9 protein-coding genes are annotated in these 13,491 nt (G+C 72.4%); 7 read left to right on the top strand and 2 right to left on the bottom strand.

Features of this window, described 5'->3' with window-relative positions:
- Positions 1-110: 110 nt before the first annotated feature.
- Both ACFWBY_RS00435 and ACFWBY_RS00430 read right to left on the bottom strand, forming a co-directional pair.
- A complete protein-coding gene (locus ACFWBY_RS00435) occupies positions 111-920 on the bottom strand; it encodes a hypothetical protein (RefSeq protein ID WP_385334693.1) in 810 nt (269 codons plus the stop codon).
- Positions 921-988: 68 nt separating this feature from the next.
- Positions 989-2,557 (bottom strand): MFS transporter, encoded by a 1,569-nt coding sequence (locus ACFWBY_RS00430; protein WP_385334691.1) that lies wholly within the window; start codon positions 2,555-2,557, stop codon positions 989-991.
- 332 nt (positions 2,558-2,889) lie between these two features.
- Between ACFWBY_RS00430 and ACFWBY_RS00425 the strand changes: the two genes are divergently transcribed.
- The 7 genes from ACFWBY_RS00425 (at position 2,890) to ACFWBY_RS00395 (ending at position 13,475) form a co-directional block, all read left to right on the top strand.
- Positions 2,890-3,666, top strand: coding sequence for an ABC transporter ATP-binding protein (locus tag ACFWBY_RS00425; protein ID WP_385334689.1), 777 nt, complete (start codon positions 2,890-2,892; stop codon positions 3,664-3,666).
- Positions 3,663-6,236, top strand: a complete 2,574-nt coding sequence (locus tag ACFWBY_RS00420; RefSeq protein ID WP_385334687.1) for an ABC transporter permease — start codon at positions 3,663-3,665, stop codon at positions 6,234-6,236. Before ACFWBY_RS00425 ends, ACFWBY_RS00420 begins: the two co-directional genes overlap by 4 nt.
- 315 nt (positions 6,237-6,551) lie before the next feature.
- A complete protein-coding gene (gene mfd, locus ACFWBY_RS00415; RefSeq protein ID WP_385334685.1) occupies positions 6,552-10,100 on the top strand; it encodes a transcription-repair coupling factor in 3,549 nt (1,182 codons plus the stop codon).
- 156 nt (positions 10,101-10,256) lie between these two features.
- Complete coding sequence (locus ACFWBY_RS00410; RefSeq protein ID WP_385334682.1) at positions 10,257-10,859, top strand: hypothetical protein; 603 nt, start codon at positions 10,257-10,259, stop codon at positions 10,857-10,859.
- Entirely contained in the window at positions 10,856-12,367 is a 1,512-nt protein-coding gene (locus ACFWBY_RS00405) for a protein kinase (RefSeq protein ID WP_385334680.1), read from the top strand. Before ACFWBY_RS00410 ends, ACFWBY_RS00405 begins: the two co-directional genes overlap by 4 nt.
- A 212-nt stretch (positions 12,368-12,579) precedes the next feature.
- The gene (locus ACFWBY_RS00400) at positions 12,580-12,873 is read left to right on the top strand and encodes a hypothetical protein (RefSeq protein ID WP_385334678.1); all 294 of its coding nucleotides are present in this window, start codon (positions 12,580-12,582) and stop codon (positions 12,871-12,873) included.
- Positions 12,870-13,475, top strand: coding sequence for a BMP family ABC transporter substrate-binding protein (locus ACFWBY_RS00395; protein ID WP_385334676.1), 606 nt, complete (start codon positions 12,870-12,872; stop codon positions 13,473-13,475). Before ACFWBY_RS00400 ends, ACFWBY_RS00395 begins: the two co-directional genes overlap by 4 nt.
- Positions 13,476-13,491: the final 16 nt, after the last annotated feature.

Genomic DNA, 13,491 nt, shown 5'->3' with positions numbered 1-13,491 from the left:
CGGGGGCCAGCCGCCGGCGCGCGGGCGGGGGCCGGGGTTCCGGCCCCGCGGGGCGGGTCCCGGGCAGCGGCACCCGGGACCCGCGCGGAGGCGGTGGGGGATCCGGGCGGTCAGGCCGCGGGAGCGTAGCGGGACGGGTCGCTGCGCAGGCCGCGGCTGGTGACCACCACGGTGAAGCCGGGCGGAGCCGGCGTCGGAAGGGTCGCGGCCAGGGCTCCCGTCGGGGTGAGCGTGGTCATGAGGGCCGTGCCGTCCAGTTCGATGCGCGGGTCGTCGCCGAAGCCGCCGCCTTCCACGGTCAGCAGGCCGTCCGCGACGGACACGCGGGTGATCACCGGATTGGCCCGCGTCGCCATCTTGTTCAGGAGGTAGGCGCCGGCCGGCGCCCCCGTCAGCGCCCACATCTCGGTGGGCAGCTTCGGCAGGCCGCCTCCCACGTCCGTGACGAAGAACGCCACCACGTACAGCATCGTGACCGCGCTCAGTGCGACGTACTGGAGGTCGACCAGGTCGGTGCGTCCGCTGTCGTTGGCGATCAGGTCGCGCAGCGGGCGGCGTTTGTTGCCCTTCGGCGGGGGTTTGGCCATACCGCCGTGCTCGACCCGCAGGCCGACGACCGTCTTCGCCGCGATCAGGGCGGCGTACGGGCCGCCGAGGAGCGGGAGGTAGACGGTCGCCAGGTTCGACAGGGGGGCGTCGGCGCCCTGGAACCAGTCGGTGCCGCCGCCCGCGGTGAGTCCGTAGGCGAGCGTGGTGAGCAGCAGCCAGAGCAGGATCACGGTCCAGGCCAGGGCCATGGTGGTGGAGGTGGAGAGGCGTCCGTCGCGGCCGGTGACGAAGCCGGGGTGACGGACGAGCCTGCGGGTGACCGGCCCCGCCAGGGCCGCGAGTAACGCGATGGCGCAGAGTGCGGAAAGCATGGTGTTCCCCCCGGAGTGTGTCTTTGCAGAGGGTTACCCACTCGGCCGCTCCGTGACAAGCGGCCCGCTCAGTCCGCGCGTTGCTCCGGCAGCACCGGGAACCGCCGCGGCGCCATCAGCAGCAGAGCCAGTGCCGCCGCCACCGCCGCCGCGGTCGCGCCGGCGAAGATGTGGTCCCCGGCGGCGGCCACCGCGCGGCGCAGGTGCTCGGCGGCGGCCGGGGACAGCAGGTGCGGCTGGTCCAGGGCCTTGGCGACGTCGTCCAGGTGCGCCGGCAGCCCGGGCACCGGGGCGTCCGCCAGCCGGCCGGCGATGGTGGCGTTGGCGACGGCCCCCAGCAGCGCCGCTCCGACGCTCTGGCCGACATTGCGGCAGAACAGCACCGAGGCCGTCGTGGTGCCGCGCTCCGCCCAGTCCACCGTGGACTGCACCCCGACGATCAGCGGGAGCTGGAAGAGGCCGAGGGCTCCGCCCAGCAGCAGCATGACCAGCGCGGGCTGCCAGACCGGGGCGGGGTAGGGGAGCAGGGTGAAGGAGCCGAGGATGACGGCGGCCAGGGCGACTCCGGTGGCGGCGGTGTCGCGGAAGCCGATGCGCCGGTAGAGGTGCTGGGCGAGGGCGGCGCTGACGGGCCAGCTCAGGGTCATCGCGGAGGTGACCAGGCCCGCGCCGGTGGGGCCGAGGCCGAGCACGGTCTGGGCGTACATCGGCATGAACACCATCGGGGCGACCATCAGCAGGCCGAGCGCGGCCATGGCGAGGTTGACGGCGGCGATGGTGCGCCGGCGCCACACCCAGCCGGGCAGGATCGGCTGCTCGGCGCGGCGTTCGATCCGTACGACCAGTACGGCCAGGGCCGCGCCGGCGCCCAGCAGTCCCAGTGAGGGCGCGGACACCCAGGGCCAGGTGACGCCGCCCTGGACGAGCGCGAAGAGCAGCACTGCGCCGCAGGCGAAGACGCCGAGCGCGCCGGCCCAGTCGACGGGGCCGCCGCGGCCGGGGGGCCGGGTGCGTTCGACCAGGTGGCGGTTGATGATCCACAGGGCGCCGGCGGCAGGCGGCAGGTTGAGCAGGAAGACCCAGCGCCAGTCGGCGTACGAGGAGATCAGCCCGCCGAGCGCCGGGCCGGCGAGGGCGGAGGTGGCCCACACCGCCGACATCCGGGCCTGGATGCGCGGCCGTTCCTCGAGCGGGTAGAGGTCGGCGGCCAGGGTTTGGACGGTGCCCTGCAGCGCGCCGCCGCCGAGGCCCTGGAGGACGCGGAAGGCGATGAGGGCGGCCATGTTCCAGGCGGCCGCGCACAGGAGCGAGCCGGTCAGGAAGAGGCCGATGCCGAGGAGCAGGACGGGTTTGCGGCCGTGGGTGTCGCAGAGCCTGCCGTAGACGGGCAGGGTGACGGTGGCGGCCAGGATGTAGCCGGAGAAGATCCAGGAGAAGGCGGCGAAGCCGCCGAGGTCGCCGACGATCTGGGGGACGGCGGTGGAGACGACGGCGCCGTCGAGGGCGACGAGGCTCATCGTCAGCATGAGCGCGGCGACGACGGCGCTGCGGGGGCGCGGGGGCGGGGCCGCTCCCGGTGCGGGGGTTCGTGCGGCGCTGTCGCCGGTGTCCGTGTCCGGGCTCTCCCCTGAGTCCATGAAGTGCCCTTCCCCCGTGTGTACCTGCGCGGACACCCTCTCACCGCCGCGGCACGGGACGGTAACCCCCTATGTCGCCTCGTCCGCAGGGCCGAGATCCCCTAGGGGTTGGTCCTCACAAGGATCCAGGGACGCTTCGTCCCGGCGGAGGAGGTGGTCGCGCCGGGGCGGTCTTTAACTGGTTACTACAGGGCGGGAAGCCGGGGGGGTAGGGCTAGCACCCGTATGGATACGGCGATTGGCACCAGCGCGCCGCAGCCCCCCGCCCAAGAGACTTCGAGTGACCGACGGACCGTATGAATCGAGCGAGGGGAAACACCGTGACAACGGCTATGACCGAAACCAGGCACGGGGGAACTGGAGGCCATGGCGCCGTCGCGGCGCGAGCGCGGCAGGTCGTCAAGGCCTACGGCTCCGGAGAGACGCGCGTCGTCGCCCTCGACTCGGTCGACGTGGACATCCACCGCGGCCAGTTCACCGCGATCATGGGCCCCTCGGGCTCAGGCAAGTCCACGCTGATGCACTGCCTGGCAGGCCTGGACACGGTGAGCAGCGGTCGGATCCACCTGGACGAGACGGAGATCACCGGTCTCAAGGACAAGAAGCTGACCCAGCTGCGCCGTGACCGGATCGGCTTCATCTTCCAGGCGTTCAACCTGCTGCCGACGCTCAACGCCTTGGAGAACATCACGCTCCCCATGGACATCGCGGGCCGCAAGGCCGATGCGGAGTGGCTGAACCGGGTCGTGGAGACGGTGGGTCTGGCGGGCCGTCTCAAGCACCGTCCGACGGAGCTGTCCGGAGGCCAGCAGCAGCGCGTGGCGGTCGCCCGCGCCCTCGCCGCCCGTCCGCAGATCATCTTCGGTGACGAGCCGACCGGAAACCTCGACTCGCGGGCCGGTGCCGAGGTGCTCGGCTTCCTGCGCCGCTCGGTGGACGAGCTGGGGCAGACGATCGTGATGGTCACCCACGACCCGGTCGCCGCCTCGTACGCGGACCGCGTCATCTTCCTGGCCGACGGCCGGATCGTGGACGAGATGTACGCGCCCAGCGCCGACCAGGTCCTGGACCGGATGAAGGACTTCGACGCGCGCGGGCGGACGTCATGACCGTCATGAAGACCGCGCGCCGCAATTTCCTCGCGCACAAGGGGCGGATGGCGCTCTCCGCCGTCGCCGTCATGCTCTCCGTGGCTTTCGTCTGCGGCACCCTGGTGTTCACCGACACCATGAACACGACTTTCGACAAGCTGTTCGCGGTCACCAACTCCGATGTCACGGTCACTCCGAAGAAGGCCGAGGGCGGCGGGGAGACCCCCGACACCGGCAAGCCCGATTCGCTGGCCGCCTCGGTCGTCGCGCAGGTGGGGCGGGCGCCGGGCGTGAAGTCCGTCGAGGGCGGCGTCTCCTCGATGGCCGTCACGGTCGTCAACTCCAAGAACGAGAACCTCGGTTCGACCACCGGCGCTCCGACGTTCGCGGGCAACTGGACCGAGAACGAACTGAAGTCGATGAAGATCATCGAGGGTCAGGCCCCGCGGGGCCCCACCGAGGTGATGATCGACGGCGACACCGCGAAGAAGCACCACCTGAAGCTCGGTGACGACATCCGCACCATCGCGGTCACCGGTGACATCCGCTCCAAGATCACCGGCATCGCGGCCTTCACCGTGACCAACCCGGGTGCGACCGTCGTCTACTTCGACACCGCCACCGCGCAGCAGAAGCTGCTCGGCGCCCCGGACGCCTTCACGCACGTCAACGCCACCGCCAAGGACGGGGTGAGCGACGCGCAGCTCAAGCAGAACATCGCCGGCGCCGTGGGCGCCGACACGTACAAACTGCAGACGGCGAAGGAAGCCGCGGACGCCAACCGCAAGGACATGTCCTTCCTGAACATCATGAAGTGGGTGATGCTCGGCTTCGCGGCGATCGCCTTCCTCGTCGGCATCTTCCTGATCTTCAACACCTTCTCGATGCTGGTCGCCCAGCGCACCCGCGAGATCGGCCTGATGCGCGCCATCGGAGCCGACAGCGGCCAGGTGCTCAAGTCCGTCGTCATCGAGGCCTTCCTGCTCGGTGTCGTCGGATCGCTCCTCGGCGTCGGCGCGGGCATCGGCCTTGCCGTCGGCCTGATGAAGCTCATGGGCCAGATGGGCATGAGCCTGTCCACCGAGGACCTGACGATCGCCTGGACCACCCCGGCCATCGGCGTCTTCCTCGGCATCGTCGTCACCGTCGTCTCCGCCTACATACCGGCCCGCCGGGCCGGCAAGGTCTCCCCGATGGCCGCCCTGCGCGAGGTCGGCACCCCCGGCGACAAGAAGGCCGGCCGGATCCGTGCCGCCATCGGTCTGGCCCTCACGGGCATCGGCGGCGCGGGCCTGTTCCTCGCCGCGACGGCCGACCAGGCCGGCGCCGGATCCCTGTGGCTGGGCCTGGGCGTCCTGTTCACGCTGATCGGCTTCATCGTGATCGGCCCGCTGCTCGCCTCGGTCGTGGTGCGGGCGCTGTCCGCCCCGGTGCTGCGGCCCTTCGGGTCCATCGGCCGGCTCGCCGAGCGCAACGCGCTGCGCAACCCGCGCCGCACCGGCGCCACCGCCGCCGCGCTGATGATCGGCCTCGCGCTGGTCGCCTGCCTGTCGGTGGTCGGCTCCTCGATGGTGGCCTCGGCCACCGACGAGCTCGACAAGTCGGTCGGCGCGGACTTCATCGTCGAGTCGCAGACCGGGCAGCCGGTCGTGCCGCAGGCCGAGGAGGCGCTGCGGGCGACGCAGGGCCTGGCGCACGTCACGGCGTACCGGGAACTGGACGTCAAGATCACCGCTCCCGACGGCACCACCGAGTCGGACGGCCTCGGCGCCCAGGACCCGACGTACGCCAAGGACATCCGCCGCAAGATGACCGCCGGCGAGCACACCGCGGCCTACGGTCCGCAGTCGATGTCGGTCGGCTCGGAGTACGCCGCCAAGCACCACGTGAAGCTCGGAGACGAGCTGACCGTCGCCTTCACGGGCGGCAAGACGGCCAAGCTCAAGGTCGCGGCGATCACCAGCGACGAGGGCAACCTCGACAAGGGCATGAAGTACGTCAGCACCGCCGTCGCCGAGGCGAACGTCCCGGCCGACAAGCTGCCGAGGCCCTTCATGCTGCTGGCCACCGCGAAGGACGGCCAGGAGAGCGCCGCCTACAAGGCGCTCAAGGGGGAGCTGGCGCAGTACCCGCAGTACCAGGTGCTCAACCAGACCGACTACAAGAAGGCGCTGAAGGACCAGGTCGGCCAGCTGCTCAACGTGGTCTACGCGCTCCTCGCGCTCGCGATCATCGTGGCGATCCTGGGCGTGGTGAACACGCTGGCGCTCTCGGTGGTCGAGAGGACCCGCGAGATCGGCCTGATGCGCGCCATCGGCCTCTCCCGCCGCCAGCTGCGCCGCATGATCCGCCTGGAGTCGGTGGTCATCGCCCTCTTCGGAGCGCTGCTCGGCCTGGGCCTGGGCATGGGCTGGGGCGCCACCGCCCACCAGCTCCTCGCCCTGCAGGGAATGAAGGTCCTGGAGATCCCGTGGCCGACGATCCTCGGAGTCTTCGCCGGATCCGCCGTGGTCGGCCTGCTGGCCGCGCTCTTCCCGGCCTTCCGGGCGGGTCGGATGAACGTGCTGAACGCGATCGCCAGCGAGTAGCCGCCCGCTCGGTCGTACGGGGGAACACCCCGGCCCCGGTCCACCCCTTCGGGCGGACCGGGGCCGGTCGGCGTTCGGCGGGGCGGCGGCGCCCCGGCCCGGGTCCGCCCGGTCCCGCCCGGCCCGCACCCCCGGTCCCGCCGTCCGCTCCGCCCCCCGCGGGCGGGCTCGCGCCGTCCCGGGCGCTGCGATCCCTCGCGCGGCTGTCGGACCGCCGTCGTAGGGTGGGAGCCCCCGGCCCGTTCGACGTGTCGGGTCCTTCGCGTTGCCGCTCCGCGGGAACTCGCCGCACCTCACCGGACGGAAAGCCGCTTCATGAGCCTGCACGGACTGCTCGACGCCGTCACCCGGGACCCCGCTCTCGCCGAAGCGGTCACCGCGGCCGGGGACGGCAACCGCATGCACGTGGACCTCGTCGGCCCGGCCGCCGCGCGGCCCCTGGCCATCGCGGCGCTGGCCACCCGTACCGAGCGGACCGTGCTCGCGGTCACGGCCACCGGCCGGGAGGCCGAGGACCTGGCCGCCGCGCTGCGCTCGATGATGCCCCCGGGCCGCCAGGACGAGGTGGTGGAGTACCCGTCCTGGGAGACGCTGCCGCACGAGCGGCTCTCGCCGCGCAGCGACACGGTGGGCCGCCGGATCGCCGTGCTGCGCCGGCTCGCGCACCCGAGCAAGGACGACCCCGCCGCCGGTCCCGTCTCCGTCGTGGTCGCACCGATCCGCTCGGTGCTCCAGCCGCAGGTCAAGGGACTCGGGGACCTCGTACCGGTGAGCCTGCGCCACGGTGAGAGCGTCGACCTGGGGGAGGTCACCGCGGCGCTCGCGGCCGCCGCGTACGCGCGCGTCGAGCTCGTCGAGAAGCGCGGCGAGTTCGCCGTGCGCGGCGGGATCCTCGACGTGTTCCCGCCCACCGAGGAGCACCCGCTGCGTGTGGAGTTCTGGGGCGACGAGGTCGAGGAGATCCGTTACTTCAAGGTCGCCGACCAGCGGTCCCTGGAGATCGCCGAGCACGGTCTGTGGGCGCCGCCCTGCCGGGAGCTGCTCCTCACCGACCAGGTGCGCGGGCGCGCCGCGGCCCTCGCCGAGCTCCACCCCGAGCTCGGCGAGCTGCTGCACAAGATCGCCGAGGGGATCGCGGTGGAGGGCATGGAGTCCCTCGCCCCGGTCCTGGTCGACGACATGGAGCTGCTGATCGACGTACTGCCCGCCGGGTCGATGGCCGTCGTGTGCGATCCGGAGCGGGTGCGGACGCGGGCCTCCGACCTGGTGGCGACCTCGCAGGAGTTCCTGATGGCGTCCTGGGCGGCCTCCGCCGGCGGCGGCGTGGCCCCCATCGACGTCGGCGCGGCCTCGCTGCGGGGGATCGCCGACGTACGGGAGCACGCGCGCGAGCTCGGCATGATGTGGTGGTCCGTGTCCCCCTTCGCCGCCGACGAGGGGGACCCGACCGGCGGCGGTGACACCCTCAAGCTCGGCATGCACGCCCCCGAGGCCTACCGCGGGGACACCGCCCGGGCGCTCGCCGACACCAAGGCCTGGATCGCCGACGGCTGGCTCACCGTCTACCTGACCGAGGGCCACGGCCCGGCCGCCCGCACCGTGGAGGTGCTCGGCGGCGAGGGCATCCCGGCCCGCCTGGAGGCCGACCTCGCCTCCCTGGAACCGTCCCTGGTCCACGTCTCCTGCGGCTCCCTCGACAACGGCTTCGTCGATCCGGCCCTCAAGCTCGCCGTCCTCACCGAGACCGACCTGACCGGCCAGCGCACCGCCACCAAAAACCTGGGCCGGATGCCCACCCGGCGCCGCAAGACGATCGACCCCCTCACGCTGGAGGCCGGCGACTACATCGTCCACGAGCAGCACGGCGTCGGCCGCTACGTCGAGATGGTGCAGCGCACCGTGCAGGGCGCCACCCGCGAGTACCTCCTCGTCGAGTACGCGCCCGCCAAGCGCGGCCAGCCCGGCGACCGGCTCTACATCCCCACCGACCAGCTGGAGCAGGTCACCAAGTACGTCGGCGGCGAGGCCCCGACGCTGCACCGGCTGGGCGGCGCCGACTGGACGAAGACCAAGGCGCGCGCCAAGAAGGCGGTCAAGGAGATCGCCGCCGACCTGATCAAGCTGTACAGCGCCCGCATGGCCGCCCCCGGGCACACCTTCGGCCCCGACACCCCCTGGCAGCGCGAGCTGGAGGACGCCTTCCCGTACGCGGAGACCCCCGACCAGCTCACCACGATCGCCGAGGTCAAGGAGGACATGGAGAAGTCCGTCCCCATGGACCGCCTGATCTGTGGCGACGTCGGCTACGGCAAGACCGAGATCGCCGTGCGCGCGGCCTTCAAGGCGGTCCAGGACGGCAAGCAGGTCGCCGTCCTCGTACCGACCACGCTGCTGGTGCAGCAGCACTTCGGGACTTTCTCCGAGCGGTACGCGCAGTTCCCGGTCAAGGTGCGGGCGCTGTCCCGCTTCCAGAGCGAGTCCGAGTCCAAGGCGACGCTGGAGGGCCTGCGCGAGGGCTCGGTGGACATCGTCATCGGCACGCACCGGCTCTTCTCGCAGGAGACCAGGTTCAAGGACCTGGGCCTGGTCATCGTCGACGAGGAGCAGCGGTTCGGCGTCGAGCACAAGGAGCAGCTGAAGAAGCTGCGCGCCAACGTCGACGTGCTGACGATGTCCGCGACGCCGATCCCGCGCACCCTGGAGATGGCGGTCACCGGCATCCGCGAGATGTCCACGATCACGACGCCGCCCGAGGAGCGCCACCCGGTCCTGACGTTCGTCGGCCCGTACGAGGAGAAGCAGATCGGCGCGGCCGTCCGCCGTGAACTGCTCCGCGAGGGCCAGTGCTTCTACATCCACAACCGGGTCGAGTCCATCGACCGGGCGGCGGCCAAGCTGCGCGAGATCGTGCCCGAGGCGCGCATCGCGACGGCGCACGGGCAGATGTCCGAGCAGGCCCTGGAACAGGTCGTGGTGGACTTCTGGGAGAAGAAGTTCGACGTCCTCGTCTCGACCACGATCGTCGAGTCCGGCATCGACATCACCAACGCCAACACCCTCATCGTCGAGCGCGGCGACAACTTCGGCCTCTCGCAGCTCCACCAGCTGCGCGGCCGCGTGGGGCGGGGCCGCGAGCGGGGGTACGCGTACTTCCTCTACCCGCCGGAGAAGCCGCTGACCGAGACCGCGCACGAGCGGCTCGCGACGATCGCCCAGCACACCGAGATGGGCGCCGGCATGTACGTGGCGATGAAGGACCTGGAGATCCGCGGCGCGGGCAACCTGCTCGGCGGCGAGCAGTCCGGTCACATCGCGGGCGTCGGCTTCGACCTCTACATCCGCATGGTCGGCGAGGCCGTGGCCGACTACCGGGCCGCCGTCGAGGGCGGGGTGGAGGAGGAGCCGCCGCTGGAGGTGAAGATCGAGCTGCCGGTCGACGCGCACGTCCCGCACGACTACGCGCCGGGCGAGCGGCTGCGCCTGCAGGCGTACCGGTCGATCGCCGCCGCCAACTCCGAAGAGGACGTCAAGGCGGTGCGCGAGGAGCTCACCGACCGCTACGGCAAGCTGCCCGAGCCGGTGGAGAACCTGCTGCTGGTGGCCGGACTGCGGATGCTCGCCCGCGCCTGCGGGGTCGGCGACATCACCTTGCAGGGGCCGAACATCCGCTTCGGGCCGGTGGAGTTGCGCGAGTCGCAGGAGCTGCGCCTGAAGCGGCTCTATCCGGGGGCGGTGCTCAAGCCGGCCACCTCGCAGGTGATGATCCCCCGGCCGAAGACGGCCAGGGTGGGCGGGAAGCCGCTCGTCGGACGGGAACTGCTGGGCTGGACGGGGGAGTTCCTCGCCACGATCCTCGGGTCGTAGCGGGCGCGGCCGGGCCGTGACGAGCGCGCGGGCCATGGACGTTTCCCGGCCGGGCTGCGACCGTACAACGGTTGGGTCCATCCCCTCACTCCCGGCCGGAAACGCTGTATACGCTCAGACCTGAAACTTCCTCCGCACGGCCCGTCAGGAGCAGCGATGCACGGCCCCGGCACCCCGCCGCCCCACGGTCACCAGCCCAATACCGGGGGTGTGGTGGCGCTGCGCGTGCTGTTCGCGCTTCTGCCGATCCTGAGCTGCGGCTTCCTCGCGTGGGGAACGATGCTGCGGCTCGCGCTGGTCACCCGCAAGAACCGGGACTGGTGGCTGCTGGGGGTGTCCGCCGTGCTCGAAGTGGTCTGGGTGGCGCTCGTCGGCGCCGACCCGACCACCGACAAGAACGCCTGGCAGGGCAACGCCGGCGGGTTCGGCACCCTCCTGACCGGCTTCGGGGTCTGCGTGTACTTCCTCGTCGCCGACATCCGGCACAACGAGCCGGCACGGAACCTGCCCGCCGCCGGGTGGTACCCGCCGCCCGTCTCCCCGTACGTTCCGCCCCAGCAGCAGGAGACCCGCCCCTCCTACGGCTACCCGCCCGTTCCGCAGCGGGCGCCCCAGCCGGCCCCCGAGCCCGCACCCGCGCCGGCCCCGGCGCCCCCGCGCATCGGGCAGGTCCGCGCCGAGCTCGACGAGCTCAGCGAACTCCTGCGCAAGCAGCCCCCGCACGACGGCGACCTGGGCGGCGAGGACACGCGCCGGTGACGGACCGCCTCATCGGAGAGCGCTACCTGCTCGCCTCCGTGCTCGGCCAGGGCGGCATGGGCCAGGTCTGGACGGCGTACGACCAGCGCCTGGACCGCCGCGTCGCGGTCAAACTGCTGCGCCCCGACAAGGTGGCCGGCCCCGGCTCGGTGGCCGAGGAGCTGCGCCGCCGCTTCGTGCGCGAATGCCGCGTCACGGCGCAGGTGGACCACCCCGGGCTGGTCACCGTGCACGACGCGGGCAATGACGGCGACGAGCTGTACCTCGTCATGCAGTACGTCGAGGGCGCCGACCTGGCCGACCACTTGGCCGCCCACGACCCCTACCCGTGGCCGTGGGCGGTCTCGGTGATCGCGCAGCTCTGCTCGGTGCTGTCGGCCGTGCACGCGGTGCCGATCGTGCACCGGGACCTCAAGCCGCGCAACGTGATGGTCCGACCCGACGGGACGGTGCTGGTCCTGGACCTCGGCGTCGCCTCGGTGATGGACACCGACACCACCCGCCTCACCAGTACCGGTGCGCCGATCGGCAGTCCCGCGTACATGGCGCCCGAGCAGGCCATGGGCGGGGCCGTCGGGCCGCACACCGACCTCTACGCGCTCGGCGTCGTGCTGTACGAGCTGCTCTCGGGCAACGTCCCCTTCGCCGGCTCCACGGCGCTCGGCGTCCTCCACCGCCACCTCTACGAAGCCCCGCTGCCCGTGCGCCGGCTGCGCCCGGAGATCCCGCAGCAGGTCGAAGCCGTCCTCTTGCAGCTCCTGGCGAAGGACCCGCAGGACCGGCCCGCCTCCGCGCAAGCGGTGTACGCGGCCCTCGCGCCGCTGCTGCCGCGCCCCGGGCCGGGAGGTCCGAGCGGCCCGCTCGATCCGACCCGCCCCTTCCTGCGGCCGCAGGCCCCCTGGCCCGACCGCGCCACCGTGATCCCCCCGAGGCCGGCGACCCCGCCCGCGTCGCCGCCGCGGCCGGACGTCCCGGCGGCCGTGGAGGAGGCGAAGACGCTCCTGGACCAGGGCCGGCTCACCCAGGCCGTGGACATCCTCGGCGGCATCCTCCCGGCGGCGGCCGAACAGCACGGCCCGCACTCCACGGTGGTCCGCTCCCTGCGCAAGCAGTACGCGGCCACGCTGATGGACGACGGCCAGTACCGCCGGGCCCTGCCCGAACTGCGGATTCTCGCGGAGGAGTTCCCGGCCGGCGACCCGCGGTCCCTGCGCTTCCGCTACGACGCGGCCCAGTGCCTGGAACAGCTCGGCGAGCCCGCGGCGGCCCTCGCCGAGTACCGCTCGCTGCTGCCGCTGTTCGAGAACCACTACGCGAACCCGGATCCGGGGCTCCCGCTGGAGATCCGCCGCCGGATAGCGCACCTGCTGCTGTCGCTGGGGGACCGCCCGGCGGCCCACGACACCCTTTCCCGGCTCCTCTTCGACGCGGAGCGCATTCACGGCCACGCGCACCCCTTCTCCGCGGAGGTCCGCCGCACCCTGCACTGGCTGGGCCAGGTGCGCTGACGCCGCCGGACCGCCGCGCCTTCGCGGTGCACGGGCGCTGGTGCCGGTGCGCGGGCACCAGCGGTCGGGCCCCCGGAATGGCGGCGTCCGCCGCGCGGTGTACCGTACGGCGTCCTGCCCGCATCCGCAGGCGTCAACGCGTTCCCGAGAGGCAGCCGAAAGTGAAGGACACCGTCGCGATAGAGAGTGCGGCCCAGCCGGGGGGAGGGGCCGTGCCGGGGCTGTTCGCCAGGGTCCTGCTGGCGGCCGTGCCGGTGCTGAGCCTCGGAATGCTGGGTGCGGTGCCCTCGTTGGTCATCGCGTGGCGCAGGGGGACGCGCACCGACTGGCTGACCGCGCTCGTCTTCACCTCCGCGATGGTCGGCTGGTGGTTCCAGATCGCGCTCACGCCGGTGGAGACCCAGGGCTGGGCGTTCGGCGTCGACATCCTGGTGCTGGCCACCTCCACGGTCGGGGCCACGGCCCACTGCCTGTCCGTCAAGCGGTCGGCGGCTGAGCCCCGATGAAGACCCGGCGTACATGGAGGAAGCAGGAGGATCGCCCCGAATCCGGCAGCGGTGCGCTCCTCGGCCGGGTGCTGGCGGGCGCGGCCGGCGCACTGCGCGGCCGTGCCGGGTGGACGGCGGGCGGCGCCGTGGTGCTGGTGCTGGGCCTGGTGGGCGTGTGGCTGTTCGCCGGTGGCGGCCAGGACGGGCCCCCCGACCCGAGGGCGCGCCAGTACAAGGAGTTCGACGCCTGTCTGCTGACGGACGAGAAGGGCATCGTGACGGGCGCGGCGGCCGCTCCGGTGTGGGAGGGGATGCAGAAGGCCTCGCTGGAGACCCGTGCCAGGGTCACGTACGTCCCGGTCATCGGGGAGCCGTCCGCCGCGACCGCCCGGCCGTTCTTCAACAGCCTGATGCAGCGCCAGTGCGACGTGGTGCTGGCGGTCGGCGCACCCCAGGTGGAGGTCACGGAGGCGGGGGCGAAGGAGCATCCGAAGGCCCGCTTCGTCGTGGTCGACGGTTCACGGACCGCCGGCAACGTGACGGTTGCGAAGTCCGGCGACACGCTGCAGGAGACCGTGGCGGACGCCATCCGGCGGGCCGTCAGGGCGTCGGGGACGTAACGCTCGCGCATCGGTT

Origin of the sequence: Streptomyces sp. NPDC060049 (genome assembly GCF_042736715.1) — a bacterium.
In the GTDB taxonomy this organism is placed as follows: domain Bacteria; phylum Actinomycetota; class Actinomycetes; order Streptomycetales; family Streptomycetaceae; genus Streptomyces.
The sequence above is the reverse complement of the archived record's forward strand: the minus strand, read 5'-3'. Positions and strand labels throughout refer to the sequence as shown.

Coding starts and splice junctions, on each gene's coding strand:
- ACFWBY_RS00430 (WP_385334691.1), bottom strand. CDS start 2,557: ATGGACTCAGGGGAGAGCCCGGACACGGACACCGGCGACAGCGCCGCA.
- ACFWBY_RS00420 (WP_385334687.1), top strand. CDS start 3,663: ATGACCGTCATGAAGACCGCGCGCCGCAATTTCCTCGCGCACAAGGGG.
- ACFWBY_RS00395 (WP_385334676.1), top strand. CDS start 12,870: ATGAAGACCCGGCGTACATGGAGGAAGCAGGAGGATCGCCCCGAATCC.
- ACFWBY_RS00410 (WP_385334682.1), top strand. CDS start 10,257: ATGCACGGCCCCGGCACCCCGCCGCCCCACGGTCACCAGCCCAATACC.
- ACFWBY_RS00425 (WP_385334689.1), top strand. CDS start 2,890: ATGACCGAAACCAGGCACGGGGGAACTGGAGGCCATGGCGCCGTCGCG.
- mfd (WP_385334685.1), top strand. CDS start 6,552: ATGAGCCTGCACGGACTGCTCGACGCCGTCACCCGGGACCCCGCTCTC.
- ACFWBY_RS00435 (WP_385334693.1), bottom strand. CDS start 920: ATGCTTTCCGCACTCTGCGCCATCGCGTTACTCGCGGCCCTGGCGGGG.